This window comes from Mesorhizobium amorphae, from assembly GCF_014843845.1.
Lineage (GTDB): Bacteria > Pseudomonadota > Alphaproteobacteria > Rhizobiales > Rhizobiaceae > Mesorhizobium > Mesorhizobium amorphae_A.
On the sequence record NZ_JHQS01000061.1, the window covers coordinates 74,980 to 100,394 of the forward strand.

The 25,415-nt window shown below is 61.8% G+C and carries 28 protein-coding genes and 1 tRNA gene; 12 read left to right on the forward strand and 17 right to left on the reverse strand.

What is annotated here, in order from left to right; all coding sequences use genetic code 11:
* Positions 1–47: 47 nt before the first annotated feature.
* The 3 genes from DH08_RS26845 to DH08_RS26855 form a co-directional block, all read right to left on the reverse strand.
* Positions 48–458 (reverse strand): hypothetical protein, encoded by a 411-nt coding sequence (locus DH08_RS26845; protein WP_192182145.1) that lies wholly within the window; start codon positions 456–458, stop codon positions 48–50.
* An 8-nt stretch (positions 459–466) separates the two neighbouring features.
* On the reverse strand, positions 467–832 hold the full coding sequence (locus DH08_RS26850; protein ID WP_192182146.1) for a VOC family protein: 366 nt from the start codon (positions 830–832) through the stop codon (positions 467–469).
* A gap of 133 nt (positions 833–965) precedes the next feature.
* The gene (locus DH08_RS26855) at positions 966–1,133 is read right to left on the reverse strand and encodes a hypothetical protein (protein WP_192182147.1); all 168 of its coding nucleotides are present in this window, start codon (positions 1,131–1,133) and stop codon (positions 966–968) included.
* 199 nt (positions 1,134–1,332) lie between these two features.
* Here DH08_RS26855 and DH08_RS26860 point away from each other — a divergent pair, with 199 nt between their 5' ends.
* Positions 1,333–1,494, forward strand: coding sequence for a hypothetical protein (locus DH08_RS26860; RefSeq protein WP_120013607.1), 162 nt, complete (start codon positions 1,333–1,335; stop codon positions 1,492–1,494).
* A 12-nt stretch (positions 1,495–1,506) separates the two neighbouring features.
* Here DH08_RS26860 and DH08_RS26865 read toward each other — a convergent pair whose 3' ends face one another.
* From DH08_RS26865 to tkt, 7 genes are all read right to left on the reverse strand, one after another.
* Complete coding sequence (locus tag DH08_RS26865; protein ID WP_192182149.1) at positions 1,507–2,238, reverse strand: SGNH/GDSL hydrolase family protein; 732 nt, start codon at positions 2,236–2,238, stop codon at positions 1,507–1,509.
* 85 nt (positions 2,239–2,323) lie between these two features.
* Entirely contained in the window at positions 2,324–3,064 is a 741-nt protein-coding gene (locus DH08_RS26870; protein WP_192182151.1) for a DUF899 domain-containing protein, read from the reverse strand.
* A 163-nt stretch (positions 3,065–3,227) separates the two neighbouring features.
* Complete coding sequence (locus DH08_RS26875) at positions 3,228–4,253, reverse strand: class I fructose-bisphosphate aldolase (RefSeq protein WP_192182153.1); 1,026 nt, start codon at positions 4,251–4,253, stop codon at positions 3,228–3,230.
* A 140-nt stretch (positions 4,254–4,393) separates the two neighbouring features.
* A complete protein-coding gene (locus tag DH08_RS26880; RefSeq protein WP_192182155.1) occupies positions 4,394–5,590 on the reverse strand; it encodes a phosphoglycerate kinase in 1,197 nt (398 codons plus the stop codon).
* Positions 5,591–5,695: 105 nt separating this feature from the next.
* The gene (locus tag DH08_RS26885) at positions 5,696–7,579 is read right to left on the reverse strand and encodes a potassium/proton antiporter (RefSeq protein ID WP_192182157.1); all 1,884 of its coding nucleotides are present in this window, start codon (positions 7,577–7,579) and stop codon (positions 5,696–5,698) included.
* Between the two features lie 263 nt (positions 7,580–7,842).
* The gene (gene gap / locus DH08_RS26890; protein WP_120013475.1) at positions 7,843–8,853 is read right to left on the reverse strand and encodes a type I glyceraldehyde-3-phosphate dehydrogenase; all 1,011 of its coding nucleotides are present in this window, start codon (positions 8,851–8,853) and stop codon (positions 7,843–7,845) included.
* A gap of 156 nt (positions 8,854–9,009) precedes the next feature.
* The gene (tkt, locus tag DH08_RS26895; RefSeq protein WP_192182159.1) at positions 9,010–11,001 is read right to left on the reverse strand and encodes a transketolase; all 1,992 of its coding nucleotides are present in this window, start codon (positions 10,999–11,001) and stop codon (positions 9,010–9,012) included.
* A gap of 258 nt (positions 11,002–11,259) precedes the next feature.
* Between tkt and DH08_RS26900 the strand changes: the two genes are divergently transcribed.
* From DH08_RS26900 to DH08_RS26910, 3 genes are all read left to right on the forward strand, one after another.
* Complete coding sequence (locus DH08_RS26900; protein ID WP_006200774.1) at positions 11,260–11,532, forward strand: DUF4164 domain-containing protein; 273 nt, start codon at positions 11,260–11,262, stop codon at positions 11,530–11,532.
* A 4-nt stretch (positions 11,533–11,536) separates the two neighbouring features.
* Positions 11,537–11,902 carry a cell division protein ZapA gene (locus tag DH08_RS26905; protein ID WP_006200775.1) on the forward strand — a complete coding sequence of 122 codons (366 nt, stop codon included), beginning with the start codon at positions 11,537–11,539 and terminating at the stop codon, positions 11,900–11,902.
* Positions 11,903–12,087: 185 nt separating this feature from the next.
* Complete coding sequence (locus DH08_RS26910) at positions 12,088–12,747, forward strand: peroxiredoxin (RefSeq protein ID WP_192182161.1); 660 nt, start codon at positions 12,088–12,090, stop codon at positions 12,745–12,747.
* A gap of 273 nt (positions 12,748–13,020) precedes the next feature.
* Here the strand turns inward: DH08_RS26910 and rpoH are convergent, their stop codons facing one another.
* On the reverse strand, positions 13,021–13,932 hold the full coding sequence (gene rpoH, locus DH08_RS26915; RefSeq protein ID WP_120013471.1) for an RNA polymerase sigma factor RpoH: 912 nt from the start codon (positions 13,930–13,932) through the stop codon (positions 13,021–13,023).
* Between the two features lie 211 nt (positions 13,933–14,143).
* Positions 14,144–15,199 (reverse strand): RluA family pseudouridine synthase, encoded by a 1,056-nt coding sequence (locus DH08_RS26920; protein ID WP_192182163.1) that lies wholly within the window; start codon positions 15,197–15,199, stop codon positions 14,144–14,146.
* A gap of 26 nt (positions 15,200–15,225) precedes the next feature.
* Between DH08_RS26920 and DH08_RS26925 the strand changes: the two genes are divergently transcribed.
* From DH08_RS26925 to DH08_RS26940, 4 genes are all read left to right on the forward strand, one after another.
* A complete protein-coding gene (locus DH08_RS26925) occupies positions 15,226–15,609 on the forward strand; it encodes a fimbrial protein (protein WP_192182164.1) in 384 nt (127 codons plus the stop codon).
* The gene (locus DH08_RS26930) at positions 15,606–16,013 is read left to right on the forward strand and encodes a VOC family protein (RefSeq protein ID WP_192182167.1); all 408 of its coding nucleotides are present in this window, start codon (positions 15,606–15,608) and stop codon (positions 16,011–16,013) included. The genes DH08_RS26925 and DH08_RS26930 overlap by 4 nt, the downstream gene beginning before the upstream one ends.
* Before the next feature lie 90 nt (positions 16,014–16,103).
* Positions 16,104–16,178, forward strand: a tRNA-Glu gene (locus DH08_RS26935).
* Positions 16,179–16,394: 216 nt separating this feature from the next.
* Positions 16,395–16,862, forward strand: a complete 468-nt coding sequence (locus tag DH08_RS26940) for a hypothetical protein (protein ID WP_192182169.1) — start codon at positions 16,395–16,397, stop codon at positions 16,860–16,862.
* A gap of 317 nt (positions 16,863–17,179) precedes the next feature.
* Here DH08_RS26940 and DH08_RS26945 read toward each other — a convergent pair whose 3' ends face one another.
* Positions 17,180–17,716 carry a hypothetical protein gene (locus DH08_RS26945; protein ID WP_192182171.1) on the reverse strand — a complete coding sequence of 179 codons (537 nt, stop codon included), beginning with the start codon at positions 17,714–17,716 and terminating at the stop codon, positions 17,180–17,182.
* Positions 17,717–17,851: 135 nt separating this feature from the next.
* Here DH08_RS26945 and DH08_RS26950 point away from each other — a divergent pair, with 135 nt between their 5' ends.
* Positions 17,852–18,388 carry a hypothetical protein gene (locus DH08_RS26950; protein ID WP_192182173.1) on the forward strand — a complete coding sequence of 179 codons (537 nt, stop codon included), beginning with the start codon at positions 17,852–17,854 and terminating at the stop codon, positions 18,386–18,388.
* Positions 18,389–18,477: 89 nt separating this feature from the next.
* Here the strand turns inward: DH08_RS26950 and DH08_RS26955 are convergent, their stop codons facing one another.
* Together DH08_RS26955 and DH08_RS26960 are read right to left on the reverse strand one after the other, a co-directional pair.
* A complete protein-coding gene (locus tag DH08_RS26955) occupies positions 18,478–19,311 on the reverse strand; it encodes a hypothetical protein (protein ID WP_192182175.1) in 834 nt (277 codons plus the stop codon).
* A gap of 40 nt (positions 19,312–19,351) precedes the next feature.
* Positions 19,352–19,678, reverse strand: coding sequence for a hypothetical protein (locus DH08_RS26960; RefSeq protein ID WP_192182177.1), 327 nt, complete (start codon positions 19,676–19,678; stop codon positions 19,352–19,354).
* A 112-nt stretch (positions 19,679–19,790) separates the two neighbouring features.
* Between DH08_RS26960 and DH08_RS26965 the strand changes: the two genes are divergently transcribed.
* From DH08_RS26965 to DH08_RS26975, 3 genes are all read left to right on the forward strand, one after another.
* Positions 19,791–20,018: a helix-turn-helix domain-containing protein gene (locus DH08_RS26965; protein WP_192182178.1), complete on the forward strand. Its 228-nt coding sequence runs from the start codon at positions 19,791–19,793 to the stop codon at positions 20,016–20,018.
* 139 nt (positions 20,019–20,157) lie between these two features.
* Positions 20,158–20,868 (forward strand): pentapeptide repeat-containing protein, encoded by a 711-nt coding sequence (locus DH08_RS26970; RefSeq protein WP_192182180.1) that lies wholly within the window; start codon positions 20,158–20,160, stop codon positions 20,866–20,868.
* A gap of 326 nt (positions 20,869–21,194) precedes the next feature.
* On the forward strand, positions 21,195–21,485 hold the full coding sequence (locus tag DH08_RS26975; protein ID WP_192182182.1) for a ribbon-helix-helix protein, CopG family: 291 nt from the start codon (positions 21,195–21,197) through the stop codon (positions 21,483–21,485).
* Between the two features lie 113 nt (positions 21,486–21,598).
* Here DH08_RS26975 and DH08_RS26980 read toward each other — a convergent pair whose 3' ends face one another.
* The gene (locus DH08_RS26980; protein ID WP_192182185.1) at positions 21,599–22,390 is read right to left on the reverse strand and encodes a KilA-N domain-containing protein; all 792 of its coding nucleotides are present in this window, start codon (positions 22,388–22,390) and stop codon (positions 21,599–21,601) included.
* Positions 22,391–23,216: 826 nt separating this feature from the next.
* On the reverse strand, positions 23,217–24,047 hold the full coding sequence (locus DH08_RS26985) for an ATP-dependent DNA ligase (RefSeq protein ID WP_192182187.1): 831 nt from the start codon (positions 24,045–24,047) through the stop codon (positions 23,217–23,219).
* Positions 24,048–25,415 lie beyond the last annotated feature (1,368 nt).

Below are 25,415 nucleotides of genomic sequence, written 5' to 3' on the forward strand. Positions count from 1 at the left end.
GGTCCCTCGGCGTTGTCTTTATGCATGTCGTGGTCGGGCGACATGCATTATGGTTTCAGCCCTTCGCGCTTGCGCTGCGCGGCGACGAACTCCGCGCCGAAGGACAATTTCCTCGTTGTCGGCGTCCTGGCGTCGATCACCCGCCAGAAGGGTGCGACGTCACTCAGCGACATGCCGCGCTCCAGATCCTCATTGGCGGCCTCCGCGACGGTGCGCAGATGATAGCCGATCGTGACGGGACATGTCACTTCGGCACCGTGCTCGATGGCTAAAGCGGTGCGCAAGGCGCGGACATCCATTTCGACGCCCTCGGGGATGGAGCGGATGAAATCGTCGACCTGCCGCGCAGTCGGCACCAGCATAGACTGGCCTTCGACGACGTCAGCCACCGTGCGCGGCGACGGCTTGATACCGTTGATGCCCGGTGTGTTCAGCCTTTCGTTCCAGCTTTTCACCATGAGAGTACCTAGACGAAAAGGCCGAAACTGTTGCCGTCAGGGTCGAGGCAATAGGCGAATGTGCCGGCCGGAATGGAGATCGCCGGCGAGACGACCTGGCCGCCGTTTCGCGTTACCCGCTCCATCGCATCCTCGATCGGCGCGGCCACCGACAAATGGATGGTCGGGCCGGTTCCCGGCGCTGCCGGCTTGCCGGGATAGACGTGTCCCGACGCCATCCGCTCCTGCGCGCTGAACATGGCGATCGGATTCGGGCCGCTTTCCTCGAGCACCAGATCGTTCTGCAGCACCGACGCATAGAAGGCGCGTGCACGGTCCATGTCGGTGACGGGAATCTCGAACCAGGCCGAGGCTTTTGCAGGAATGAAGGCCATGTCTTTCTCCTGAACTTACCGCTTTATCGCACGCCGCTCCTGACAACATACTGTCAGGAGCCTTCAGCAGCCCCGCGATTTACATCTGGGCGTCGCTGCCTCCGCAGCCAAGCGCTGCGCGTAAAAAAACATCTCAGCTATCGATGTGGCGGCCGTTGGCATACATGTCCGGCCAGCCAATGTCCTTGCGGATGTCCGCCGGCAAACCGTTCATGTAACGCTGGGTGCGGATCTCGTTGCGCATGGTGCGGATCTTGCCCACATAGTGCTGGACGCTGCGCAAAATCGTAAAACCGTTCATGACGACTCTCCTCTGTTTTGATGAGAGCATCATCGCACACCCCTACTGACAGCAGTCTGTCAGGAGGATGTCAGGCCGTCGAACAAGGTTTTGGGTTAGCGTGCGAATGCCTTAGAAACGGGTCTTTTGTCAGTAACGGCTCAGCCGGCTGACGGGAGAACCGCTTTGACAGCCGCGCGCGATGCTGGTCAAAAGCGGCATGTCGAAACTCCTCGCGCTCGTCATCATTGGCATCATGGCAATCCAGCTGATCAAGCCGCTCGGCTGGCCGGGGCTGAAGCGGCGCAGCGACTTCTGGAAGCTGGCGGTGCTGGCCATGGCGGCGATCTCGATAACGGCACTGCTCGGCCATTGGGGGTAGGGGCGTAAGCCGCTACAGCGCCTCGCCTTGCCCATCCGCCAACACCATCCCGACCAGATGCTCGGCCCAGGCCCGGTAACCGGCCTCCGAGGCATGAAAACCGTCGGAGGCAAAGCCGGCCTCCGGGTTGGTGATCGGCAGCCGCGGCGCCGGCACCGCGCCGCGTTCGAGACAGAGGCGCTCGCCCATGCGGTTCATCTCGGTGGCGCGGATTTCGAGGATCTTGCCGAGCAGTGGCGGCATCGCCGGCGCGCGGGTGAACTCCAGCACCGGCGACCACACTACGCGCGCCTCCGGCCATTTGGCGCGCAGCGAATAGAGCAGGCCGCCGAACTCCTTCTTGAAGCGCGGCACCGAATGAAAGTTCTTGGTGTCGTTGGTGCCGATGGCCAGCACGATATGCGTCCACGAATCGGCCGACAGATTGGGCAGGACATGATCGCGGATCTGGCCCGACGTTGCCGAATTGAAGCCGGCCGCCCGCCAGCGCACGACGCGGCCGGTGCCTTGCGAGATCAACGCGGCCAGCTGCGAGGCCAACCCGTCCTCGGAGTTGCCGATGCCGACCGAAGCGGCCGAGGAATCGCCCAGCACCAGCAGCGAGATCGGCGGCTGCCGGCCTGATATTTCGTGCATGACCGGCCCCTGCGCCGGCAGCATGCGGGTGGTGCGGCGGCGCACGCCAAGTCCCTGCCAGATATAGACCGGGAAGGCGAGCCAGGTGAGGAGGGCTGGAAAACGCATGGCGATACCATTTGAGCGGAAGACAACCAGCCTTTATCGCATGCGGCGCCGCAAATGAACGGGCTTGCGCGCGCCTGCCGCTCTGTCAGCTGCAGCAATCGTGCTCAGCCTGCGGCCTCTCCTGGTATTCGTCATGCAGCCGCACCCAGTCCATCAGCCCGTTGTAGGGACCGGTTTCGTTGCGGCCCTTGGGCGTCATGTCGAGATAGTGGTAGGCGCCGATCAGCGGGTCGCCGCCGCGGGCGCGCGTCATGAAGGTCAGGAAGATGTCGCCTGCCGCATCGCGGTAGAACACGCTGGCGCCGGGAAGATCCTTCGATGTCCGGGGACGCGTCTCGAAATTGTAGGTGGTGTCGCCCGCCGCGATCTGCTTGTCGGTGAATGAGACCTGCATGTCGAAATTGAAGTCCGAAGCGTAGGACGACACCCAGTCGAATTTCCAGCCCATGCGCTGCTTGTAGGGCAGCAACTCGGCCAGCGGCGCCCGCGACACCACGACCAGCGACACGTCGTGATGTCCGAGATGCAGGTTGGCGCCGTCGATGTGGTCGGCGAGGAACGAACAGCCTTCGCAACGGTAATCGGCGCCCGGCCCGAACATGAAATGATACACGATCAGCTGGCTGTTGCCCGCGAACAGATCGGCCAGTTTCTTCGGGCCCTGCCCGGTTTCAAAGACGTAGTCCTTCCTGATCTTGAGCCAGGGCAAATCGCGGCGCTCGGCGGCGATGCGATCGCGTAAGCGCGTCAGTTCCTTTTCGCGCGCCAGATGCGCCTTGTGCGCCTCGAACCAGTCTTCCCGCGAAACGATCTTGTTGTTTGGCATGAACTTTCTCCCTGTCGTTCGCCCCAAGGACGTTCGGGGTCGGCGCAAACCGACATGACCGCCTGTTTTTCCGGGGAGGACATAGACATGCGGGAGGGCAGCCACCGGGCAAACAAAACCCGGGCACACGGCCCGGGTCCGGATCAAGACAGAAGAGGTGTGGTCAGGCGGCCTTTTCCAGCGCCGGCTGCCATTGTCCGAGCGCCGCCAGATGGTTCATGCGCGCGCGATGGGCAAAGGCGGCCTGGCCGGCGGCAACATTTTCCGCCTTGCCGCTCCAGGCCTTCTGCGGGGCGGCCTGCAAGGCGCGGCCGTAGGAGAAGCTTAGTTTCCACGGATGCGGACCGATGACGTTGATGGCGTTGAGGTTGGCGGTGGCTTCCTCGTCCGATTGTCCACCGGAGAGGAAGGCGATGCCCGGCACCGCCGACGGCACCGTCTCGCGGAACAGCTTTATGGTCCTTTCGGCAACTTCCTCCGGGCTGCTCACCTTGCCCGACTTCTTGCCCGCCAAAACCATGTTGGGCTTGAGGATGGTGCCTTCGAGGACGACGCGGGCCGCATAGAGCTCGGTGTAAAGCTTCGTCAGCGTCGCCTTGCTGATCTCGTAGCAGGTGTCGATGTCGTGGGCGCCGTCCATCAGCACCTCCGGCTCGACGATCGGCACGATGCCGGCCTCCTGGCAAAGCGCCGCATAGCGGGCCAGCGCATGGGCGTTGGAGCCGATCGAGGTGGCGGAAGGCACGCCCTTGGCGATGTCGATGTCGATCACCGCGCGCCATTTGGCGAAGCGCGCGCCCATCTTGTAGTATTCGGCGAGCCGCTCGCGCAGGCCGTCGAGGCCTTCGGTGATGGTGTCGCCGGGAAAGCCGGCCAGCGGCTTGGCGCCGGCGTCGACCTTGATGCCGGGGATGGCGCCTGACGCCTTGATGATGTCGACCAGCGGCGTGCCGTCGGCGGCCATCTGGCGAATGGTCTCGTCATAGAGAATGACGCCGGAAATGTACTTCGTCATCGCGTCCTTGGCGCGGAACATCATCTCGCGGTAGTCGCGGCGGCTGTCGGCGGTCGATTCGACGCCGATGACGTCGAAACGCTTCTTGATGGTGCCGGAGCTTTCATCGGCGGCCAAGAGGCCCTTGCCGTCGGCGACGATCGCGGCGGCAATGTCTTCGAGACGTTCGCTCATTTTGCTTCTCCTTGACGGTGTTGTTTCCGCGCTAGCAGAACATTACCGCCAAAGAAATGACGCCGGAAAGCTCGAATCGATTGAAAGTTGCGGCCGCCCCGGCGCGCTCTCCTAGTATTGATCGCTCAAGCCAGACGCTCTCAGCGCTTCAGCACCTCGACGCCCGGCAATGGCTTGCCCTCCATCCATTCCAGGAAGGCGCCGCCGGCGGTCGAGACATAGGTGAAGTCGTCGGCCACGCCTGCATGGTTGAGCGCGGCCACCGTATCGCCGCCGCCTGCGACCGAGACCAGCTTGCCGGCCTTGGTGCGGGCCGCTGCGTGCCTGGCCGCTGCCACCGTCGCATGGTCGAAAGGCGCGATCTCGAAGGCGCCGAGCGGACCGTTCCAGACCAGCGTCGCGGCACGGTCGATCCAGTCGTCGACGGTCTTCACGGTTTTCTCGCCGACATCGAGGATCATGCCGTCGGCCGGCACCTCCGATATGGCGACGGTTTCGCTGGCCGCGCCCGCCTTGAATTCTTTCGCAACGACGCCGTCGACCGGCAGGATGATGGCGCAGCCGGCTTCGGCCGCTTCGATCATGATCTGCTTGGCGGTGGTGGCGAGGTCATGCTCGCACAGCGATTTGCCGACGGCGGTGCCGCGCGCGGCAAGGAAGGTGTTGGCCATGCCGCCGCCGATGACCAGCGCGTCGACCCTCTTCACCAGGTTCATCAAGAGGTCGATCTTGGTCGACACCTTGGCGCCGCCGACGATGGCGACCACCGGGCGAACCGGATTGCCGAGGCCCTTTTCCAGCGCGTCGAGCTCGGCCTGCATGGTGCGGCCGGCATAGGCCGGCAAGAGATGCGCCAGCCCTTCGGTCGAGGAATGGGCGCGGTGGGCGGCGGAGAAGGCGTCGTTGACGAAGATGTCGCCATTGGCGGCGAGCTTTTCGGTGAAGGCCGGGTCGTTCTTCTCCTCGGCCTTGTAGAAGCGGGTGTTTTCAAGCAGCAGCACGTCGCCCTTGTTCATGGCGGCGACGGCGCTTGCGGCGGTGTCGCCAACGCAGTCCGACGCAAAGCCGACCGGCCGGCCGAGCACATCCGCCGTCGCCTTGGCGATCGGCTCCAGCGAGAACTCCGGGGTCGGGCCGTCCTTGGGACGGCCGAAATGGGCAAGCAGGATGACCTTGGCGCCCTTGCCGGACAATTCGGCCAGGGTCGGCGCGATGCGCTCGATGCGGGTGACGTCGGTGACCTTGCCGTCGGCGACTGGAACGTTGAGGTCGACGCGCACCAGCACGCGCTTGCCGGAGATGTTGCCGATGTCGTCCAGTGTCTTGAAGCCGGCCATGCTGATCCCTTTTCGCGAAAAATCGCCGGGACCATACCCCGCACCGACGACGATGCAAGGCCCGCGTGAAGGCGCGCGCGCAAAAATGATGTCGCCTCGAAAAGATCAGCTTTCGCTCGCGGCTTTTTCACCCGTCGGCCCCGGTGCTTCCTCCGTCTGAAGCTCGGCAGCAGGTACTTCGGCCGGCTTGCGCCATCTGCGGACGAAGGCGGCGAGGCGGTCGCGGATTTCGCCGGCGCTCAGGAACACCGGCACGCGCGCCACCGGCGCGGTCGGCTCGAAGGACAGGCCAAGGCCTGTGATCTTACCCTTGTCGTCGACGTCGCGCACGATCAGCTCGATCGGACCGAGCAGGACGCGGTCGGCATATTCGGCATGGTTGCCAAGGCGCTCCGTGACCAGGGCGCCGATGGTCAGCTTGCTCTCGGCCTCGGTCAGGCCCGGCGAATAGGCGGCTTCCAGTTCCGCGGCCGAGCGTGTCGGATCGACGGCGAAGGCGCCGAAGAAGTCGGCATCCTCGGGGTCGACCAGGGCGCGGCTGGCAAACAGCTTGTCGAGCAGGCGCGGATAGCGGTCCGGCACGAAGATGTAGACGTGATCGCCGGCGGCAAGCCGGCCCATGTCCTGGAAGCGCATCGAGCGGCCGTCGCGCAGCACCAGCGAGGGCCGCGCCCAGCGTGGGATACGTTCGCCGCGCGCCACCGGACTGCCGGGCGCGACGCGATAGGCGAGCAGTTCGTGATGGGCCGAGCCCGGCAGTTCAAGTTCGACCTTGTCCAGCGGCCCGAGCCGGGCCGGCACGATCAGGCCGAGGCGGCGCGCCAGAGGTCCGACGGTCCAGCCCTGGATGACAAGCGACACCAGCACGATGATGAAGGCGGTGTTGAAGATGGTTCGGCCGTTTTCCAGGCCGCCGAGCAGCGGCGTGATGGCCAAAAGGATCGACACCGCGCCACGCAGACCGACCCAGGAGACAAAGGCGATCTCGGGACGGGGCAGGCGGAACGGGATCAGGCAGAGCCAGACGGCGATCGGCCTGGCGACGAAGATCAGGAACAGGCCGAGCAGCACCGCCGGCACCAGGATCGCCGGAAATTGCGAGGGCGTGGCGAACAGGCCGAGGATCAGGAACATGATGATCTGCGCCAGCCACGACATGCCGTCCTGGAAGCGTTTCAGGATGGTGACGGCGCGGATGTCGGAATTGCCGGCGACCAGCCCGGCCAGATACACCGCCAGGAAACCGGAACCGCCGATGGCGCCGGCGGCGGCGAACACCATCAGCGACAGGGTCAGCACGAAGATCGGCAACAGGCCATGGTCGAGGTTGAGCCGGTCGACCAGGCGCACGATGGCGAGACCGCCGAGCACGCCGACGACGGCGCCAAGGCCCATATTGAGCAGGAAGCCGAGGACAAGGTTGGTGACCAGGACACTGGTTTCCGGATTGGCGTGGGCGGCGATGATCTCGACCAAGGTGATGGTCAGGAAGATGGCGATCGGGTCGTTGGTGCCGGATTCGACTTCGAGCGTCGCACGCACGCGTTCGCGCAGATTGATCTCGCCGGCGCGCAGCAGGAAGAACACCGCAGCCGCATCGGTCGAGGCGACGGCGGCGCCGAGCAGAAAGGATTCCAGCCAGGTGAGGTCGAGCAAATAGTGGGCGGCGGCGCCGAACAGACCGGTGGTCAGGATGACGCCGACGGTCGCCAGCGACAGCGCCGGCCCGGCCGCCTGGCGCAGGGCGTTGAGCGGCGTGCCGAAACCGGAATCGAACAGGATGACGGCGAGCGCCAGTGAGCCGGCAAAATAAGCCAGCCGCGCATTGTCGAATTCGATGCCGAGACCGTCGGTTCCGGTGGCGAGGCCGATGCAGAGGAACAGCAGCAGCAGGGGGGCGCCGAAACGGAAGGCGATCAGGCTCGAAAACGCGGCGGCAACGACAAGCGCGGTGCCGATCAGCGTCACGAGATAGATCGCATGCTCCATCCGAATTTGCCCCTCACATTCGCGTCCTTATCGAATTGCGGGAGAGTGAGGCGAAGACGTGACCAGTGCAAGGCGGGAGGGTGGCTTTTTGGCCTATGCCGCTGATTTCCGGGCGGTTTGGTGCCTCGACCTCGGTCCAGGGGAGGCCGGACCCCGCCCGATATCTTCTGTCGTCCGGAATGACGGAACGATCCTGTCGTGCCTAACGAAAAAACGCCCGGGCAAAGCCGGGCGTTTCAGGTGTCGAAAAGAGAGCCTTGCGATCAGGCGATGGTCTTGCCGAAAGCGACGGCGGTGTCGCCCATGCGGTTGGAGAAGCCCCATTCATTGTCGTACCAGGACAGCACCGAAACGAAGTTGCCGTCCATGACCTTGGTCTGGTCGAGCGCCATGACCGAGGAGTGCGGATCGTGGTTGAAGTCGATCGAGACGTTCGGGTGATGGGTGACGCCGAGGATGCCCTTCAGCTTGCCGTTGGAGGCGGCGATCACGGCCTCGTTGATTTCCTGCACGGTGGTCGAGCGCTTGGCGATGAACTTGAGGTCGACGACCGAGACGTTCGGGGTCGGCACGCGGATCGAGATGCCGTCGAGCTTGCCCTTGAGGTCGGGCAGCACCAGACCGATCGCCTTGGCGGCACCGGTCGAGGTCGGGATCTGCGACAGCGCGGCGGCGCGGGCGCGGTAAAGATCCTTGTGCATGGTGTCCAGCGTCGGCTGGTCGCCGGTGTAGGAGTGGATCGTCGTCATCATGCCCTTCTCGATGCCGACCGCGTCGTGCAGCACGGCGGCCAGCGGCGCCAGGCAGTTGGTGGTGCAGGACGCGTTCGAGATGACGATGTGGTCCTTGGTCAGCTTGTCGTGGTTGATGCCGTAGACGACCGTGAGGTCGGCACCTTCGGCCGGAGCCGAGACGATGACGCGCTTGGCGCCCGCGGTCAGGTGCGCGGCGGCCTTGTCGCGGGCGGTGAAGATGCCGGTGCATTCGAGCGCGATGTCGATGCCGAGTTCCTTCCACGGCAGCTGCGTCGGGTCCTTGATGGCGGTGACCTTGAAGGTCTCCTTGCCGACGGTGATCTGGTCGCCGGATACCGACACTTCGTGCGGGAAGCGGCCATGCACGCTGTCGTAGCGCAGCAGGTGCGCGTTGGTCTCGACCGGGCCGAGGTCGTTGACGGCGACGACGTCGATGTCCTTGCGGCCGGATTCATGGATGGCGCGCAGGATGTTGCGGCCGATGCGGCCAAATCCGTTGATGGCAACTCTGACGGTCATTTTTCTCTCCCTGGGAGTTGGAAGGCGATTGGGTCCGCTGCTTCATAGCTGCGGACGGGCGAAGAATCCAGCCATGCAAGGCCTGGATTTAAATCGATTAGTTTGGGCCAGCCCGCGAAATCGCGTGGAGCAATTCGCGCGCCGGCCCTCAATGCCTTACTTGCCGTGCAGGCGGGCTTCCGCCGCCTTCGCGGCCGCATCGGCGGTGATGCCGAAATGCGGATAGAGCTGCTCGATGGTGCCGGAGGCGCCAAAGCCAGTCATGCCGACGAAGATGCCGTCGGTGCCGATGAGGTGATCCCAACCCTGGCGGATGCCGGCCTCGATGGCGATCTTCACCGGAGCGTTGCCGATCGTCTTGTTGCGGTAGTCGGCGCTCTGCTGGTCAAACAGTTCGAAGCAGGGCACCGAGACGACGCGGGTCGGATGGCCGTGCTTCTCCAGCAAGTCGCGCGCGCCAAGCGCGATCTCGACCTCGGAACCGGTGGCGAAGATCGTCACCGCCGCTTCGCCGCTGGCGGCGGCAAGCTCGTAAGCGCCGGAAGCGCTCAGGTTCTTGGCGGCGTATTCGGTGCGCACCGTCGGCAGATTCTGGCGGGTCAGCGCCAGCGTCGACGGCGTCTTTTTCGATTCGATCGCCAACTGCCAGCATTCGGCGGTTTCGACCGCGTCGGCCGGGCGGAACACGTTGTGGTTCGGAATGGCGCGCAGTGCCGCCAGATGCTCGACCGGCTGATGGGTCGGGCCGTCCTCGCCAAGGCCGATGGAATCATGGGTCATGACGAAGATCGAGCCGATGCCCATCAGCGAAGCAAGACGCATCGACGGACGGGCATAGTCGGAGAAGCACATGAAGGTGCCGCCATAGGCGATCAGGCCGCCATGCAGCGTCAGGCCGTTGAGCGCTGCCGCCATGCCGTGCTCGCGAACGCCGTAATGGACATAGCGCTGGCCGTAATCGTCCGGCGTGATGTTCTTGGTCTGGCTGGTCTTGGTGTTGTTGGAGCCGGTCAGGTCGGCGGAGCCGCCGATGGTCTCCGGCACTGCGCCATTGATGATTTCCAGTGCCATTTCCGACGATTTGCGGGTGGCGACCTTCGGCTTGTCGGCTGAGAGCTTCTTCTTGTAGTCGGCGATGACGGCGTCGAAATTCGACGGCAGCTTGCCACTGACGCGGCGCTCGAACTCGGCCTGCAGCTTGGCGTCGGCCTTGGTGAGGCGGCCTTCCCAGTCGGTGCGCGCCTTGACGCCGGCCTTGCCGGCAGCGCGCCAGGCGTCGAGGATGTCGGCCGGAATCTCGAAGGGCGCGGAGTCCCAGCCGAAGAATTTCCGGGCGCCGGCGATTTCCTCGGCGCCGAGCGGCGAGCCGTGCGCCTTGTTGGTGCCGGCCTTGGTTGGGGCGCCGAAGCCGATGGTCGTCTTGCAAGCGATCATGGTCGGCTTGTCGGAATGGCGCGCCGCCTCGATGGCATAGGCGATCGCTTCCGGATCCTGGCCGTCGATATGGCTGGCGTTCCAGCCGGAGGCCTGGAAGCGGGCGACCTGGTCGGTATTGTCGGCGAGCGACACCGGGCCGTCGATCGAGATGTTGTTGTTGTCCCAGAACACGATCAGCTTGTTGAGCTTGAGGTGGCCGGCCAGCGCGATGGCTTCCTGGGAGACGCCTTCCATCAGGCAGCCGTCGCCGGCCAGCACATAGGTGTAGTGATCGACGAGGTCGTTGCCGAAGGCGGCGTTCATGATGCGCTCGCCGAGCGCGAAGCCGACCGAATTGGCAAGGCCCTGGCCGAGCGGGCCGGTGGTCGTCTCGATGCCCTCGGCATGGCCGTATTCCGGGTGGCCCGCGGTCTTCGATCCGAGCTGGCGGAAATTCTTGATCTGGTCGAGGGTCATGTCCTCGTAGCCGGTCAGATGCAGCAGCGAATAGAGCAGCATCGAGCCGTGGCCGGCCGACAGGATGAAGCGGTCGCGGTCGGCCCAATGCGGAGCCTTGGCGTCGAATTTCAGGAAGCGGGTGAACAGCACCGTGGCGATGTCGGCGCAGCCCATCGGCAGGCCGGGGTGGCCGGAATTTGCCTTCTCGACGGCGTCCATGGAGAGAAAACGGATCGCATTGGCCATCCGATCATGTTGTTCACGCGAGGTCATGCTTCCTCCGGGGTGGGGGTTTGGGGCCTTGGGAGAGGCCTGGAAAGGGTGCGCGACACATAGCAGGCGCGGCCCTTGAGTCAACAAATCGGTGCGTTTTTGCCGGGCTTGTGATGCCGCAACCCCCCTACATTAGCGTTAGCAGGGGACAGTCGCGAGAGCTTTGTTGACGTCGCCTTCACACGCCGCCTAATCTTTCCTGAATAACGCGTTCTGAACGCAAACGATTCGGTGATGGGCAGGGTGCAGGACGAAGCCATGACCGGGGAAACCACGCTCAAGGAAGTCATAGCCCGGCTGGGTAAAGCCATCGAGGGCCTTGAAAACGCCGTCGCGGCCAAGCTCGAGCACGAGCGCGACTATTCGGAAGCCGAGGCCGAGGTGCAGCGCATGAACGCCGACCGCTCCAGGCTGGCGCAGGAACTCGACAATTCCGAAGCGCGCGCCGAACGGCTGGAAGATGCCAACAAGGAAGTGTCGCGTCGGCTGGTGACCGCGATGGAAACCATTCGCGCGGTACTGGACAGGTAGGCCCATGTCACAGGTTACGGTTTCAATCGACGGCAAGCAGTATCGCATGGCCTGCGACGAGGGCCAGGAAGAGCACCTGATCGATCTTGCCGAGCGCTTCGATCGCTATGTTTCGCATCTGAAGGACTCTTTTGGCGAGATCGGCGACCAGCGGCTGACCGTCATGGCCGGCATCATGGTCATGGACGAGCTGTCGGAGCTGCAAAAACGCGTCAAGGGCATGGAAAGCGAAGTGCTGACCTTGCGCAAGACGCGCGACGAGGCGCTGACCAAGGCCGACAAGAGCGATTCCGTGCTGACCAGCGCGCTTGGTGCGCTGGCCCAGCGTATGGAGGATCTGGCGGTTACCCTGGCGGTGAAGAAGGCCTGAGCGCAGCCCGGCTGGGTGTCCCGGAAGAAATGCCGCATTTCCACGAAATGGGCGAAAATTTTTCGCCGCAGGTCCCGGCGCCGGTGTCCGCCAGCGTTTTAAGGATGATCCTACAGTGCTAAGAAGACCAGGCGGCGCCGGCGGGCTGACTGTGCCGGCGGCAAGTCAAAGGGTAGGGACACGTCATGAGTCTTCGTATCAACGACATCGCGCCGGATTTCACGGCCGAAACCACGCAAGGCACAATCAGCTTCCATGAATGGATCGGCGACGGCTGGGCGGTGCTGTTCAGCCATCCGAAGAATTTCACGCCGGTCTGCACGACCGAGCTCGGCACCATGGCCGGGTTGGAGGGCGAATTCAAAAAACGCAACGTCAAGATCATCGGCATTTCGGTCGATCCGGTCTCGAGCCACGACAAATGGCAGGACGACATCAAGACCGCGACCGGTCAGGTGGTGAAATACCCGCTGATCGGCGACAAGGAACTCAAGGTCGCCAAGCTCTACGAGATGCTGCCGGCGGGCGCCGGCGAGACCTCGGAGGGCCGCACGCCCGCCGACAATGCTACGGTGCGTTCGGTCTACGTCATCGGCCCGGACAAGAAGATCAAGCTGGTGCTCACCTATCCGATGACCACCGGCCGCAATTTCGATGAGATACTGCGCGTCATCGATTCCATCCAGCTGACGGCCAAGCACCAGGTGGCGACGCCGGCCAACTGGAAGCAGGGCGAGGACGTCATTATCACCGCCGCGGTCTCCAACGAAGACGCGATCAAGCGCTTCGGCGCCTTCGATACGATCCTGCCCTATCTGAGAAAGACCAAGCAGCCGACCGTGTGAGCCTTCCTTCTCCCCGTTCACGGGAGAAGGTGCCCGAAGGGCGGATAAGGGGCGGCGCGGCGTTCGGCCATGATCGCACGCTGGCTCTCCGAATGCGATTGCTCGCAGACTTGGCGCTGCCCTCATTGCCCTGCCGGGCATTTCTCCCCGTATAGTGACGGGGAGAAAGGGCTGGTTCGCCGCCTTCGCCAATCGTGGACGCTGAGCTAAAATAAAAACGGCGGCGCCAGATCCTGGCGCCGCCGTTTTGTTATTGTTTGATGCGCGGCAGCCTTACGCCGCCGGCTGCGCCTCGATGGTGCGCAGCGCCTGCATCTGGCGCTTGGCGGCGGCCTTGACCGCGTCCTGCACCTTCTCGAAGGCGCGCACCTCGATCTGGCGCACGCGCTCGCGGCTGATGTCGAACTCGGCCGACAGCTCTTCCAGCGTCAGCGGCTCCTCGGCGAGGCGACGCGCCTCGAAGATGCGCCGCTCGCGCTCGTTGAGCACGGCAAGAGCGCCCGAAAGCATTGTGCGCCGGTTTTCCAGCTCGTCCTGCTCGATCAGCATCTCTTCCTGGCTTTCGTGGTCGTCGACCAGCCAGTCCTGCCATTCGCCGGACTCACCTTCGCTCGCCCGGATGGGCGCGTTGAGCGAAGCGTCGCCCGACAGGCGGCGGTTCATCGACACCACTTCCGCCTCGGAGACATTGAGGCGGGTGGCGATCTCGGCGATCTGATCGGGCTTCAAGTCGCCATCATCGAGCGCCTGGATCTTGCCCTTCACCTTGCGCAGGTTGAAGAACAGGCGCTTCTGGTTGGCGGTGGTGCCCATCTTGACCAGGCTCCACGAGCGCAGGATGTATTCCTGGATCGAGGCCTTGATCCACCACATGGCATAGGTGGCGAGCCGGAAGCCGCGCTCCGGTTCGAATTTCTTGACGGCCTGCATCAGGCCGACATTGCCTTCCGAGATCACCTCGCCGATCGGCAGGCCGTAGCCGCGATAGCCCATGGCGATCTTGGCGACGAGCCTCAAATGGCTGGTGACGAGCTTGTGCGCAGCCGTGGTGTCCTCATGCTCGGCGTAGCGCTTGGCGAGCATGTACTCTTCCTGCGGCTGCAGCATCGGAAAGCGGCGGATTTCTTCCAGGTAGCGGCTGAGGCCGCCTTCGCCGGAAACGATACTGGGTAGTGACTGGGCCATGGTAGCGCCCCTCTCTATTGGAGTGATGCCCCCGAAACGCGGCGGGCATGTGACGCGAGCACCAAAAAGGCTCGCTCGCGGCAACTGGTGTATATAGGAACAAAACCAGAAAAGACAGGCATTTGTTCAACACGAAACAGTGTGTCACGCCAAAGTGAACAACGCCAGTCAGGTTTATTGATGGTTGGTTTGAAGCGTCTTGATGATGGGTTCAGAGCTGGCGGAAACCGCCGACGAGTGCCTCCATGTCCCTCGGTATCGGCGCCTCGAACCTCATCGTTAGATGGGTGGCCGGATGGCGAAATTCAAGTAGGCGCGCGTGCAGTGCCTGTCGCGGAAATGCCTTGACTTCGCTTCGTAGCGGCTCGGGCAAACGGTTGGCTTTGGTGCGGAAGGCCTGGCCGTAATCGGGATCGCCAACCACGGGATGGCCGATATGGGCCATGTGGACGCGGATCTGGTGGGTGCGGCCGGTCTCCAGCCGGCACTCGACCAGGCTGGCCGTCGCAAACTCCTGCTGCTCTTCGCCGAAGCGCTCGACGACGGTGAAATGGGTGACGGCGTGGCGGGCATCGTCGCGGCCTTCCGGCACCACGGCGCGGCGCACGCGGTCGGCGGCGCGGCCGAGCGGCGCATCGACCTTGCCGGTCGGCCTCGACGGGATGCCCCAGACCAAAGCGAGATAGGCGCGCTGGAGGTCGCCGATCCGGCCATGGTCGGCAAAGGCCTCCGACAGCGCCTTGTGGGCACGGTCGTTCTTGGCGACGACCATGACGCCGCTGGTCTCCTTGTCCAGGCGGTGGACGATGCCCGGCCGCTTGACGCCGCCAATGCCGGACAGGCTGTCGCCGCAATGGTGGATCAGCGCGTTGACCAGCGTGCCGGTCCAGTTGCCGGCGCCGGGATGGACGACCAGCCCGGCCGGCTTGTCGATGACGATCAGCTCGGCGTCTTCGTAGAGGATGTCGAGAGCGATCGCCTCGCCTTGCGGCGTAGCCGGCTCCGGATCCGGCATGACGACCGACACCAGGTCGCCGGCGGCCAGCTTGCGCTTGGCCTCGTCGACAGGCTTGCCGCCGATCCTGACCGCGCCCTGCTTGATCAGCATCTGCACCCGGTTGCGCGACATATCCGGCCCGAGCATTCCGGCCAGCCACTGGTCGAGGCGCTGGCCGGCCGCCTCAGTGCCGGCCTCCAGCACGGTCGGCGCGGCGTCTATGAATTGGTCCTCTATCAATCCAGGGGCCTCTTCGTTATGAGCGCTCATCGAAAGAAAGTTCCGGAATTTTTGCCATGGCCAGGCCAATTGCCGACGAAGACCAAGAAAAGCCGCTCGACCCGGAAGTCGAAGGCGTGCGGAAGAAACTCTTGCGCTTCATGGCCATCAATCTCGGCCTGTTGTTGCTCGCCCTTATGGTGGTGATCGGAGCGCTTGTCTACAAAGCCCGCAAGACGCCACCCGCCAGCCCGCCGCTGGCCAGCGACATCCAGGTGCCGGCCGGCGAGCCGGTCGGCGGCGACATCGTGCTGCCCGTCGGCGCCAAGGTGGTCAGCCAGTCGCTGTCCGGCAACCGCATCTCGATCGATGCCGAGCTTGCCGACGGCAGCCGCACTATCTTTGTTTATGACATCGCCGAGCGCCGCATCATTGGCCGCTTTGCGATCCGCAGCAAATGACCGGGTTCGCCGAACATCGCCGGGTGGCGACCGTCGCGCTGGTGGTCAAGAGCTACGACGAGGCGATCGACTGGTATGTCGAGCGGCTGGGCTTTGTCCTGACCGAGGATGTCGATCTCGGCGGTGGCAAGCGCTGGGTCACGGTGACGCCACCTGACGGCCATGGCGCGCGGCTGCTGCTGGCCGAAGCGTCCGACGAGGCGCAGGCAAGCCGCATCGGCAACCAGACCGGCGGCCGCGTCTTTCTGTTCCTCGAAACCTCCGACTTTGCCAGGGATTATCAGGCGATGCTGGAAAAGGGCGTCGAATTCCGCGAAACGCCGCGCCATGAGCCCTACGGCACGGTGGCGGTGTTCGCCGATCTCTACGGAAATCTATGGGACCTGATCGAGCCGAAACGCTAGACCTGCAACAGTCATTTTGCGGCTTTCACCAAACCTCGGAAGCCCAGTTGCTTTTTCCCAACCGTCAGCCTATATCGCCGGTTCTTGAACGCGCCCATCGTCTAGCGGTCAGGACACCGCCCTCTCACGGCGGGAACAGGGGTTCGATTCCCCTTGGGCGTACCAATGATTTCAATAGCTTAATCGTTAAGCGTCCAAATTCGTCAAATAACGGTCGAATAAGGCTTCTGAGCAACATCGTCGGTCGCCGTTCCATCCCTGCCCCTTGCGGCGAATCAGACGGAGCGAGCGCGAAAGCTGGCGGAGGATTTTATGCACGGGCCTGCCGGAGGAAGGGGTAAATGGGCATCGCCGAATGTCCCGCACCGGGGGTGGCGGTGTGTGAATATTGAAGACCTCGGCGAAACTCAAATGACCTGCGAGATGTGCGAGTCGCAGGCAATCCGGTTCGTTCACTATATGGAAAACGACCGCTACAACGGCCCGTTGGCATGCGGCGCAGTTTGCGCTGGTCATATGGAATCGGATCTGGCTAGAGCCGAAGCCCGCGACAAGAAAATGCGGAGCAGTTCATCCAGGCGCCGGCGTTTCCCAAATCGCGCAGGGTGGAAAATCAACGCGAAAGGCAATCACGTTCTGAGGGCCAACGGCTATCGGATAACGGTTTTCAGAAAGCGCATCTTCTGGGGTGCCGTAGTTTCTCGGCCGCCTGTTGATACGCCCTATTTCACGCGTGAGAAATTCTCGACTGTCGAAGCCGCCAAGATGGCGGCATTCGATACCATGAGTTTCATGGAGGAACACGTTCCGAAGCTCAATCCTTTCCGCTCTCTCATCCAGCCCTTTTGAGGCTGCATCGCTTACGACTGCCGTCTCTCGTCTCGCCTACGCGGCGCAGGCTGGTGGAGGGTCTGCCGCCCCACTGTTCCGCCATTGTTTTCAGTGACATCCTTGGAGTAGGCCAGCATCGGGCGATTGTATGTTTCGCGCACTCAATTGCTAAAAGGGGTGGCCGTGTTAGGTTCTGGTTGACTGTTCCAGAAACCTTAAGGAGGGGAAATGACCGAAAAGAAGGACGATCCGCCGCCACCGAAAGACGATCCGCCGCCGCCGCCGCCAGAGCAGACAGCGGTCAAGAATGGCGACCAAGGCAAATACGAGAAGCGTTAGGGCGCCTGCCACCCTACCAGCATAATCATCGCGGCGACCGCGAACGCCGCGATGCCAAGTTTTTTTGCAATATTGAGATCACTTGAATTTCGCGAGTTGACCTTGCTGTTCATGTCTTGAGCGGTCTGAGCGTAATCAAAATACGCGGACAGCGCCGCCTGTTCCGTGATGTCGTCGCGCATAGCCCATTGCCAGAATTTGCCCGTCCTGCCCGGCAAAGAAATCTCGATAGGACGCATCGCCTTCAAGCAGTAGATGCAGGCGGCGAAAAGGCAGAGTAGCATCGAACCAAGCGCGACAATGGGGTATATTTCATGCCCCAAAACCTGCTTTGCTAGTCCAGCTGCAAGGCCAGAAGAGACTGCTATTCCCAGCGTCATATAGATTCGAAACAGTTCTATTGCCTGTCGGTCAGTGGCAAGGAGCAACGTCAGCCATGCTGCGTCTCTTCCCCGAGCGTCATCCAACATCGCCTTGGTATCGATCTTCGCCTTAGGCGTGGATTCTGGCGGCAGCTTAGTGAGTGCTTCCATGGCTTCTTCTCTGCCTTCTCATTTTCCGTTGGGTTGCGTCAAATATATGATCGCCCTGCATCGGGAACCTCCGTCATTCGACCGCTTGCGATCCGCTCTGTGAAAGCACATCCTTCCAACAAAGGGGAGAGGCTCATGGCGAACGACGGAGAGAAGGAGCCGCACCTTCGGCTTGCGGTCGAAAATGACAGGAGGGCGGTCAACAAGGCTCGGGCACGGTACGAATTTGACGGGCCGCTCAGGCAGCTAGCCGCGAACATCATGCGCGTGTCGCGAGGTGCTGGCGAACCTTACACGGTCATCCAGCAATGCATTGACGTGGTAAAGGGCGCCCAGGCGGTTCATGACAAATGTGGCGAATGGCCGGATCAGGACGATGTCAAAGACGTGCTCGATTTCCACGACCCGCGACTTCGCGACCATGGCCTACCTTATGACGAGAGGGCGGACGCAATAGAGGATATCGTTGAGGGCGCGCTTCGATTAGCAGCCGGCCGCTTGTTGAGACAAACTCTCCAAGAGGGCCATGGAGAGAAAGATCTGCTGGAGGGGGTGCGGCGGCTGGAGCACCACCGGGCAGAGATGCGAGCCAAGTGGGAATCTGAGAGAAAAGCCGCAGCGAAAAAGCCGAACGGCCGTCCCAAGAAGCTAATTCGCAATCCCAAACTGTGATCCGTCGCTCGGCCTTCTGGTAGTAGCAGGGCAATAAGAAGCCCGCCACCAGCGGCAGCGGGCTAGATCGGGTCGAAATAGGACCGAGGTCAGTCGACCGCTCGTAGCGAATTCAGGAGTGCCTTCACCTGATAAGGCTCGAGTTCGGCAAACCTGCCTCCTGTCGCCTTGAGTAAGTACTTTGCCCGAGCCCGGTTGGCCGCTGGCGACGTACAGCGGTGGGCAACGAGCGTATCGAGAGCGCGGCGCACGGCGTTGCTGGTCGCGTCATAGGCACGGTGCGCCTTGCCCCACCCGAAGGCGTTGCGCTTGCTCTTCTCAGCCTTGAGCATGGTCACAAGCGTAGCGATGTCGGTTTCCTCGCCCCGGTTGAAAACTTCCACAGCTTGGTCCGCCAAATCGGGAGATATCGCCCGCAATTCATGGAGGCCCCGCCGCTTTGCCTCGTACCGCGCCGAAATCTCTTTCGCACAATCGGCCGCGTAGTGGTCCAGATCAAAGCGGATATAGAACGATTGGGCGCCTCCGATCGAGAGCGGCACTAGCAATTCCTTTTCCGGGTGCGCATTGAAATAGGCCTGCTCCATGTCGCCATCGACAATCAGCGCCTTGTCGAACGCGATCTCTGCGACGCGGTGAGCCTTGATGAGCGCCTTCACTTCGGCCGTGTCGTCAAATCTGGCATGCGCCTTCGGCGTTGCTGCGGCGATCCCGGCGGCGGCGACCGTTGTAGCCGCGAGAAGGGCGCGGCGGTTGACGTGTTGATTCATGAAACTCTCCTGTGCTTCGTTTGGCGTTGCGGGCTCGCTTTCCGCACACACATGCCAGGGCATCTGCATCTTACGAAAGAAGGCCAAGCGATGTGGATTGCGGGGATTGTTGGACATGCCTTCGGCGGCTGCCCGAACTGGTGTGTTCGGCATTGTATGTCTCCCAAGAGTTAGAGGGTCAGTGAGGGCGCTCCTACTCGCCCCATGCGTAAGACGACTTGGCGAACGCCATGCCGCGAGCCTCCATTTCGGCTTCGGCATCGCTGATGCGACGCACATGCCCGAGGTAGACCGACAGAGCCCACGGCAGGCGCTTTTCGCAGACGTCGACATAGGTCGCGCCATGCAGGCGGATCGCCGGCGTCAGCATCTCGTCGCGCTCGGCGATGACGCGCTGATACTGATTCACGAAGCTGATCGCCGCGCCCACTTCCTGGCTGGAAATGCGCCACGCGTCCGAGATGCGGGCATCGAAAGCACCGATAGCGGGAGTCAGGTCCAAGGAAAGCAGAGCGGTCATTTCGGATACTTCCGATCGACAACGTTTACCGTTAACATGAACGATAATCGTTGCTTCTGGATAAGTCAAACGAAATTCGTTATGGTGCCCCAAATTCGTTGGGGAAATGACTATGACACCGGATCAATGTCGAGCGGCGCGCGGTCTCGCCAATATCTCTCAGGAGGAACTCGCCAAAGCGGCGAGGGTTGGCCTTTCTACTGTCCGGAATTTCGAGGCAGGGCGCTCGGTTCCAGTCGCAAACAACCTGGCCGCTTTGGTCAAGGCGATTGAGGACTCCGGAGTTATGCTCATTCCCGAGAACGGCGGCGGCGCCGGGGTGAGGCTGCGGAAGCCGTGAGATGGCCCGCTGCCGCTGGTGGCGGGCTTTTCATTTGGCGGTGGGGACTAGCGGGATTAGCGGGCAAAATGCCGTCGCTTTCGAGTGTCAGCAGATGTGGTAAGGTTGATTGTCGGCGAGTAGCAGAGGTCCAGCAACAATGACTTTGAGACGAACCAGAGCTTACGGCACATCCGGCTTGGTTCTAGCGGTTTGCATTGTATTTGCTTGGCAGAACGCCGCTGCCGCTCAAAATTGCGACGCAGCCGCGACGCCTGGCGTCAATTGGCAGGACTGTGACAAAAAGCTTCTCATCCTAAAAGGACAGGACCTGAGCGGGGCGAACCTGATCGGTGTTGATTTCACTTCGACCGACCTCAGGAACAGCAATCTCCTTGCGGCAAATTTTGAGAAGGCAACGCTTGTGCGTGCTTCCCTGGCCGACTCGACCGCCAAAGGCGCCCGGTTCGACAAAATCGAGGCCTACAGGACCGACTTCAGCCATATGGACGCGCAGGGCGCTGTGTTTACGAGCGCGGAAGTGCAGCGCTCGAATTTCCAGGACGCCAATCTGACCAATGTTGATTTCACAAAGGCGGAATTGGGGCGAGCGCAGTTCCATGACGCCGATATCAGCGGCAGCCGCTTTTCGTTTGCCAATCTCGCGCGGGCGGACTTCCGAGGAGCGACGTTCACCGCGCCGATAGACTTTGACCGCGCTTTTTTCTTTCTGACCCGTATCGAGGGCCTCGATCTTTCCAATTCGGCGGGTCTATCCCAGTGGCAGCTCAACATGGCTTGCGGAGACGCCCGGACCGAGTTGCCTTCTGGCTTGACGAGGCCTGAAGATTGGCCCTGTAGCGAGCCATAGGCTCGGCGCCGTGTCGCTGCCGCACTTGGTCGCCGATCTCCTCGGGCTTCCGCGATCACACCATAGGCTAACGCGACCCGCAGTTCACAATACAAACACAAGCGGTCGATTCCTTAGGGATGTAGCCGCTCCCATCAGAGGTCCGTCGCGTGGGGGCACGCGGCGGACTGCTGGTGGCAAGCCCCGCCTTGACCGCTGGGCCGCTAATAGCCCCACCAAGAGCGCGTTTCTGCTCGCCGCTCTCCTACAGCGGCAATGCGCCACGCGCGTCCTGGCGGGCGTCTGCGAAGCTTGCGTTTTCATTCGCTGCGGGGAACTGTCGGGGTATGACACGCCGGTCTATTGCCGAAGAGCTTGAAAACGCCGCCGACCGCATCGCGGACATGTCGCGCGCGGATCTTCAGATCATCCTCCGTCGCGCGGCATTGATGCTCCGGAACGTCGCTGGCGTGCCGCTGGACCCGATGGTTGCAGACGCGCTGGACTCTATAGCTGCCGAGATGAACATCGGCCGGTCCGACCTCATTCAGATCGTGCTGCGCGAGTGGCTGGAGACCAACGCCTATTTGCCGGTGCGAAGGATCGACGAGGAGAGCGAAACCGACGGAAGCGCGTAAGGCCAACCTGGCGGCGTCGTCCGCCAGTCTGGAATACGAACCAGACTGCGTGTCGAAAAGCTGGCGAAGTGGCCGCCGCCCAAGGAAAAATCCAAAGGCGGCGGAGAAATAGCTTAGGCGGCTCTGCCGCCCGACTTAGGAAGCTTGACGCCGGCCTTCGGAAGCAGGCGCGGCAGGTAAGGCAATGCAGCGCTATCTCGACCTGTGAAGTATGTCACCGCCTTGTTCGGCAGCCATTCCTCTCGGAAGTGCTTGCGCCATTCGGCCAGAAGGCTTTCCGGATAAGCCTTGGCTCGCACCCGCCGGCCGTCTTCATACAAATGCCAATAGGTCGGCAGTGCATCGGTGTCGATGCCGTGTTTGTCCCGAAGCCATTTGCAGAACATCAAACCGTGAGAGATGTCCGGGACCATGTGCTCCGGAAGCGTGTAGCCCATGATCTCCATCGGGCCGATCAGCGCAAGCGTCAGTTCGGACAGGATAGAAAAGTGCCCGACCGGGACATTGTGCTGGTTCGCCGTATAACGCCGGATGTGATAGGGCAGTTCGGCCTTCGCAGGCGCTCCCTTGCCAGACATCCAGTCATAGACCCACTGGCTCACCTTTACGGCGAATTCAGCGGAACACCATTGAGCGAGATGGATGGCGACCTGAGGGTGAACCCATGTGCCTTGAAGCCGAGCATCGCCACCACTGATGGACTGGACCAGTTTCGTGGTCGGAATTCCGACCACGCTCGCAAGCGCGTCCAGAAAGTCCCTAGTGGTACGGTTCTCGTTGTAGTGCTTGAACTGCTTTCCTGCCGCCTGGCACATAGCGGTGGCGTTGATGTACCCGTCAGCAGGGCGAAGGTAGATGATAGTGCCCTGAGCGGTATGGGGGATGAGGTCGAAGTGCTGCTGCATGTGCGGCCCTCCTTGGGCCTGGTACATGCGGTGGGTGCCACGATACCCCTTGACACGATGGGGGAGGATGTCCATCTACTGCCCAAGTGTTCGCGACACCCCACCGCGAGGTGGTAAAATCAGGCCCGGCGGTGCGCTAACACCTCCGGGCCGCTCTATTTCCAGACGAATCTCGGAAACAGTCAGGATATATGCTTCAGCGGGACTTTTTCCAAGTTGCGCGCGCAATCTTTTTTCGGTTTTGCGAAGTATTGCGAAATAATCGACTCGCAAAATCGTATGCACACAAACAATATCGCGTACTAAGCCAGTGTCTACTGACGGCTCCGGCCATCGCCAATCCCAGTCAGGCTTTCAGAAATAGGATTATGATCCTAAGTGGGGCGATTCTCCAACGGAGGTCGCTATGGGCAGACGGATCAAATCCAAACAGCTTTCACAAGCTGAGATAGAGCACTTTTTGGTGGCGGCGGAAGGGCTACATAAGGCCATCGTCGGTCCGCTGATATCGCCAACGTGCGATCACTTCCGCTCAACGCGGACCTTGCATGAGGCGCTGTTGAAGACGGTACGGGAAGTCACCGGGAAAGACCCACCGTTCATCCAGACGAACGGGACAGGGCCGGTGCGGCTTCCTACGGATGGGTAGCGCAAGGATATCGCAGTCGAACGCGGATACCGAAACACCCAGCTTATCCATGGTGCAACCTCCCATCTAAGGGCTGGAAACAGAATGGTGACTTTAGCGATTCATAATGCGTCCGATGGCGAGTTCAAGAGGGTTCAATTGTCCGGTTTTGACGATTTCGTGAGCGCCGGCCTGGTCTCACTCTTCCCTGAAATCCTGCAGCGAGGCATGCCGCAGATCATCCTCGCCCCGCAGGTGCTTTACGCGGCCAATCAGACCTGGCTTGACCCACTGCGTCGCCGGCCGCCTCATGCCCTTCGGCGGTGGCCCTGCATGTGCCTGGACGCGCTGCCAGAGGCGTTCGCGGATCGCGCGGCTTGAGTTGATGAAGGCCGATCCGACATAGCGCCCGGTGCCGCGCTCGGCCATGAGAGCGAAAGCAGGCTTGCCCGCCTCGCGCTCGACGCCGAGCAGGTCATATTCGTCGATGCTGTAAGCCTTCGTCTTCAGCCAGGCTGTGGAGTTGCCGCTTCGGTACTTGCTGTCCTTGCGCTTGGAAACCATCCCCTCGAGCCCGGCCTGTTCGACCAGATGGAAGATCGCCTTGGCATCGCCCGGAAGCGCCTGGCTGAACTGGATGCGGCCACCTTCCGGGATCATCTCGGCCAGGATCTCGCGACGGTCTTCTAGAGGCATGTCGCGTAGGTCGTGGCCGTTGAGGTGCAGAAGGTCGAAGGCGACGAAATAGAGGTCGTGCTGGCGCCGGGTGATTGCCTTGCGCAACTCGCCGAAGTCGGACAGGCCGGCATCGTTCAGAACGACAATCTCGCCGTCAATGATGGCGGTCTCGATCTCTAGCTCGCCGGCCGCCTTAGCGAGGTCACGGTATTTCGATGTCCAGTCGAGGCCGCGGCGGGTGAAGATGCGAACGCCGTCGGCATCCCTGACGATCTGGGAACGGTAGCCATCAAACTTGACTTCGTGAATCCAGCCATCGCCCTCGGGAGGCTTCTCCACCAAGGTCGGCATCAGAGGCTCGATAAATTCCAGCCGGCCAATGCCAGCACTCACTCGCTTACGCACGGATTCAACTCAGGGCAGGTCTGTTCGATGGCCGGAAACATGGCGCATTTTACTAAATTAGCAATGATGCATGAAGAGGCCTATAATTCGGCCCCAGCCGGCGCCGCCACTGAGCCCCGCCGGTTAGGCCCGGCTGCCTTGGCCTACCCTGCTACGGTCGCCGGGCCGCTATTGTGACCGACCTCTCCGCGAAAACAGCTCGGCAGTGATTTCGTCTCTGTCCCCACTATGCCTAGCGATCAAAGCCAGCGCTTCCTGGCGGCCAATGTTGCCGAGCTTCATGAGGTACGGAACCTCAAACGTTCTCTTGTTGAAGCGCCATTCCGGCACGTACCGTGTTGCTGCTTTTCGCGCTGTTGTTCCATCTTGACGCATCATTTGACCTCCTCTTCCTGATGTGATGATGCAGTCGCAAATTCGGTGCCTTTCCTTCACGCCTAGAGCCCCGCCAGCGCGCGTTCTGCGCGCGAATTCCCTGAGGCCTCGCGCGTACGCTTGACAGCAATCGCCAACGTCAAGATCCTGATTTTTCGAGAGGATGGGAGGGACGTCTAAAATGAAGGGATATAGCAAAGCCGAGTGGGAGTTTATGGGTCGGCACATCGAAGAACGGCTCCGGTCTCAAAATCCGGAGGATGGCGCATCGGCCTATGACGTTCTTCATTCCCTGAAGAAATGCAATCATTTGCTCGGCAAAAGGGTTTACTCGCGACCGGAAATTTTGGGCATCGCTCGTGACCTAGGCTTTGTTGTTGGCCCTCGCGAAGGATCCAAGTATGGCCATATCTGGCGGAGGGCCACTGCTTGAGGGACCAATCTACAACATGAGTAGGCCATTTCGGCTTCGTCACTGGCAACTCCCGCCCGTCCACGGCGGTGCAAGGTTTTGTACGGCTGCCCGACCAGGTCGAACAGGGAATGACGCGTCTGCCCACGCAAAGGTGTCCGATCAGCAGATTGTCGATTGGCTTCACGGCCTGCCTCCGGCATGCCGCGTCATTATTTCAATGCTTGGCACAAAGCCCAAAGAGAATATGAGTGAGTGGTCTTTCTACTCGTTCTACAAAAAAGGGCTCGGCCTCCAAAACTGGTTAGATGAGAATGCACCTGGGTACATTGTCGTAGAGCGGCCTACGGTCGATTTTACCACCGTCCCGATCGAGACCTGCCAACAGATATTGAGCGACGTCCAGAACTGCGAGTCTAACTTCGGCTGCATCTCTGTGATCATGGACTCGGGTGGAGTGGGCAGGACTGGGCAGGTTTGCCGGTGGATGAAGGCTGTAGAGCGAAGCGACAACTAGCCTTGACCCG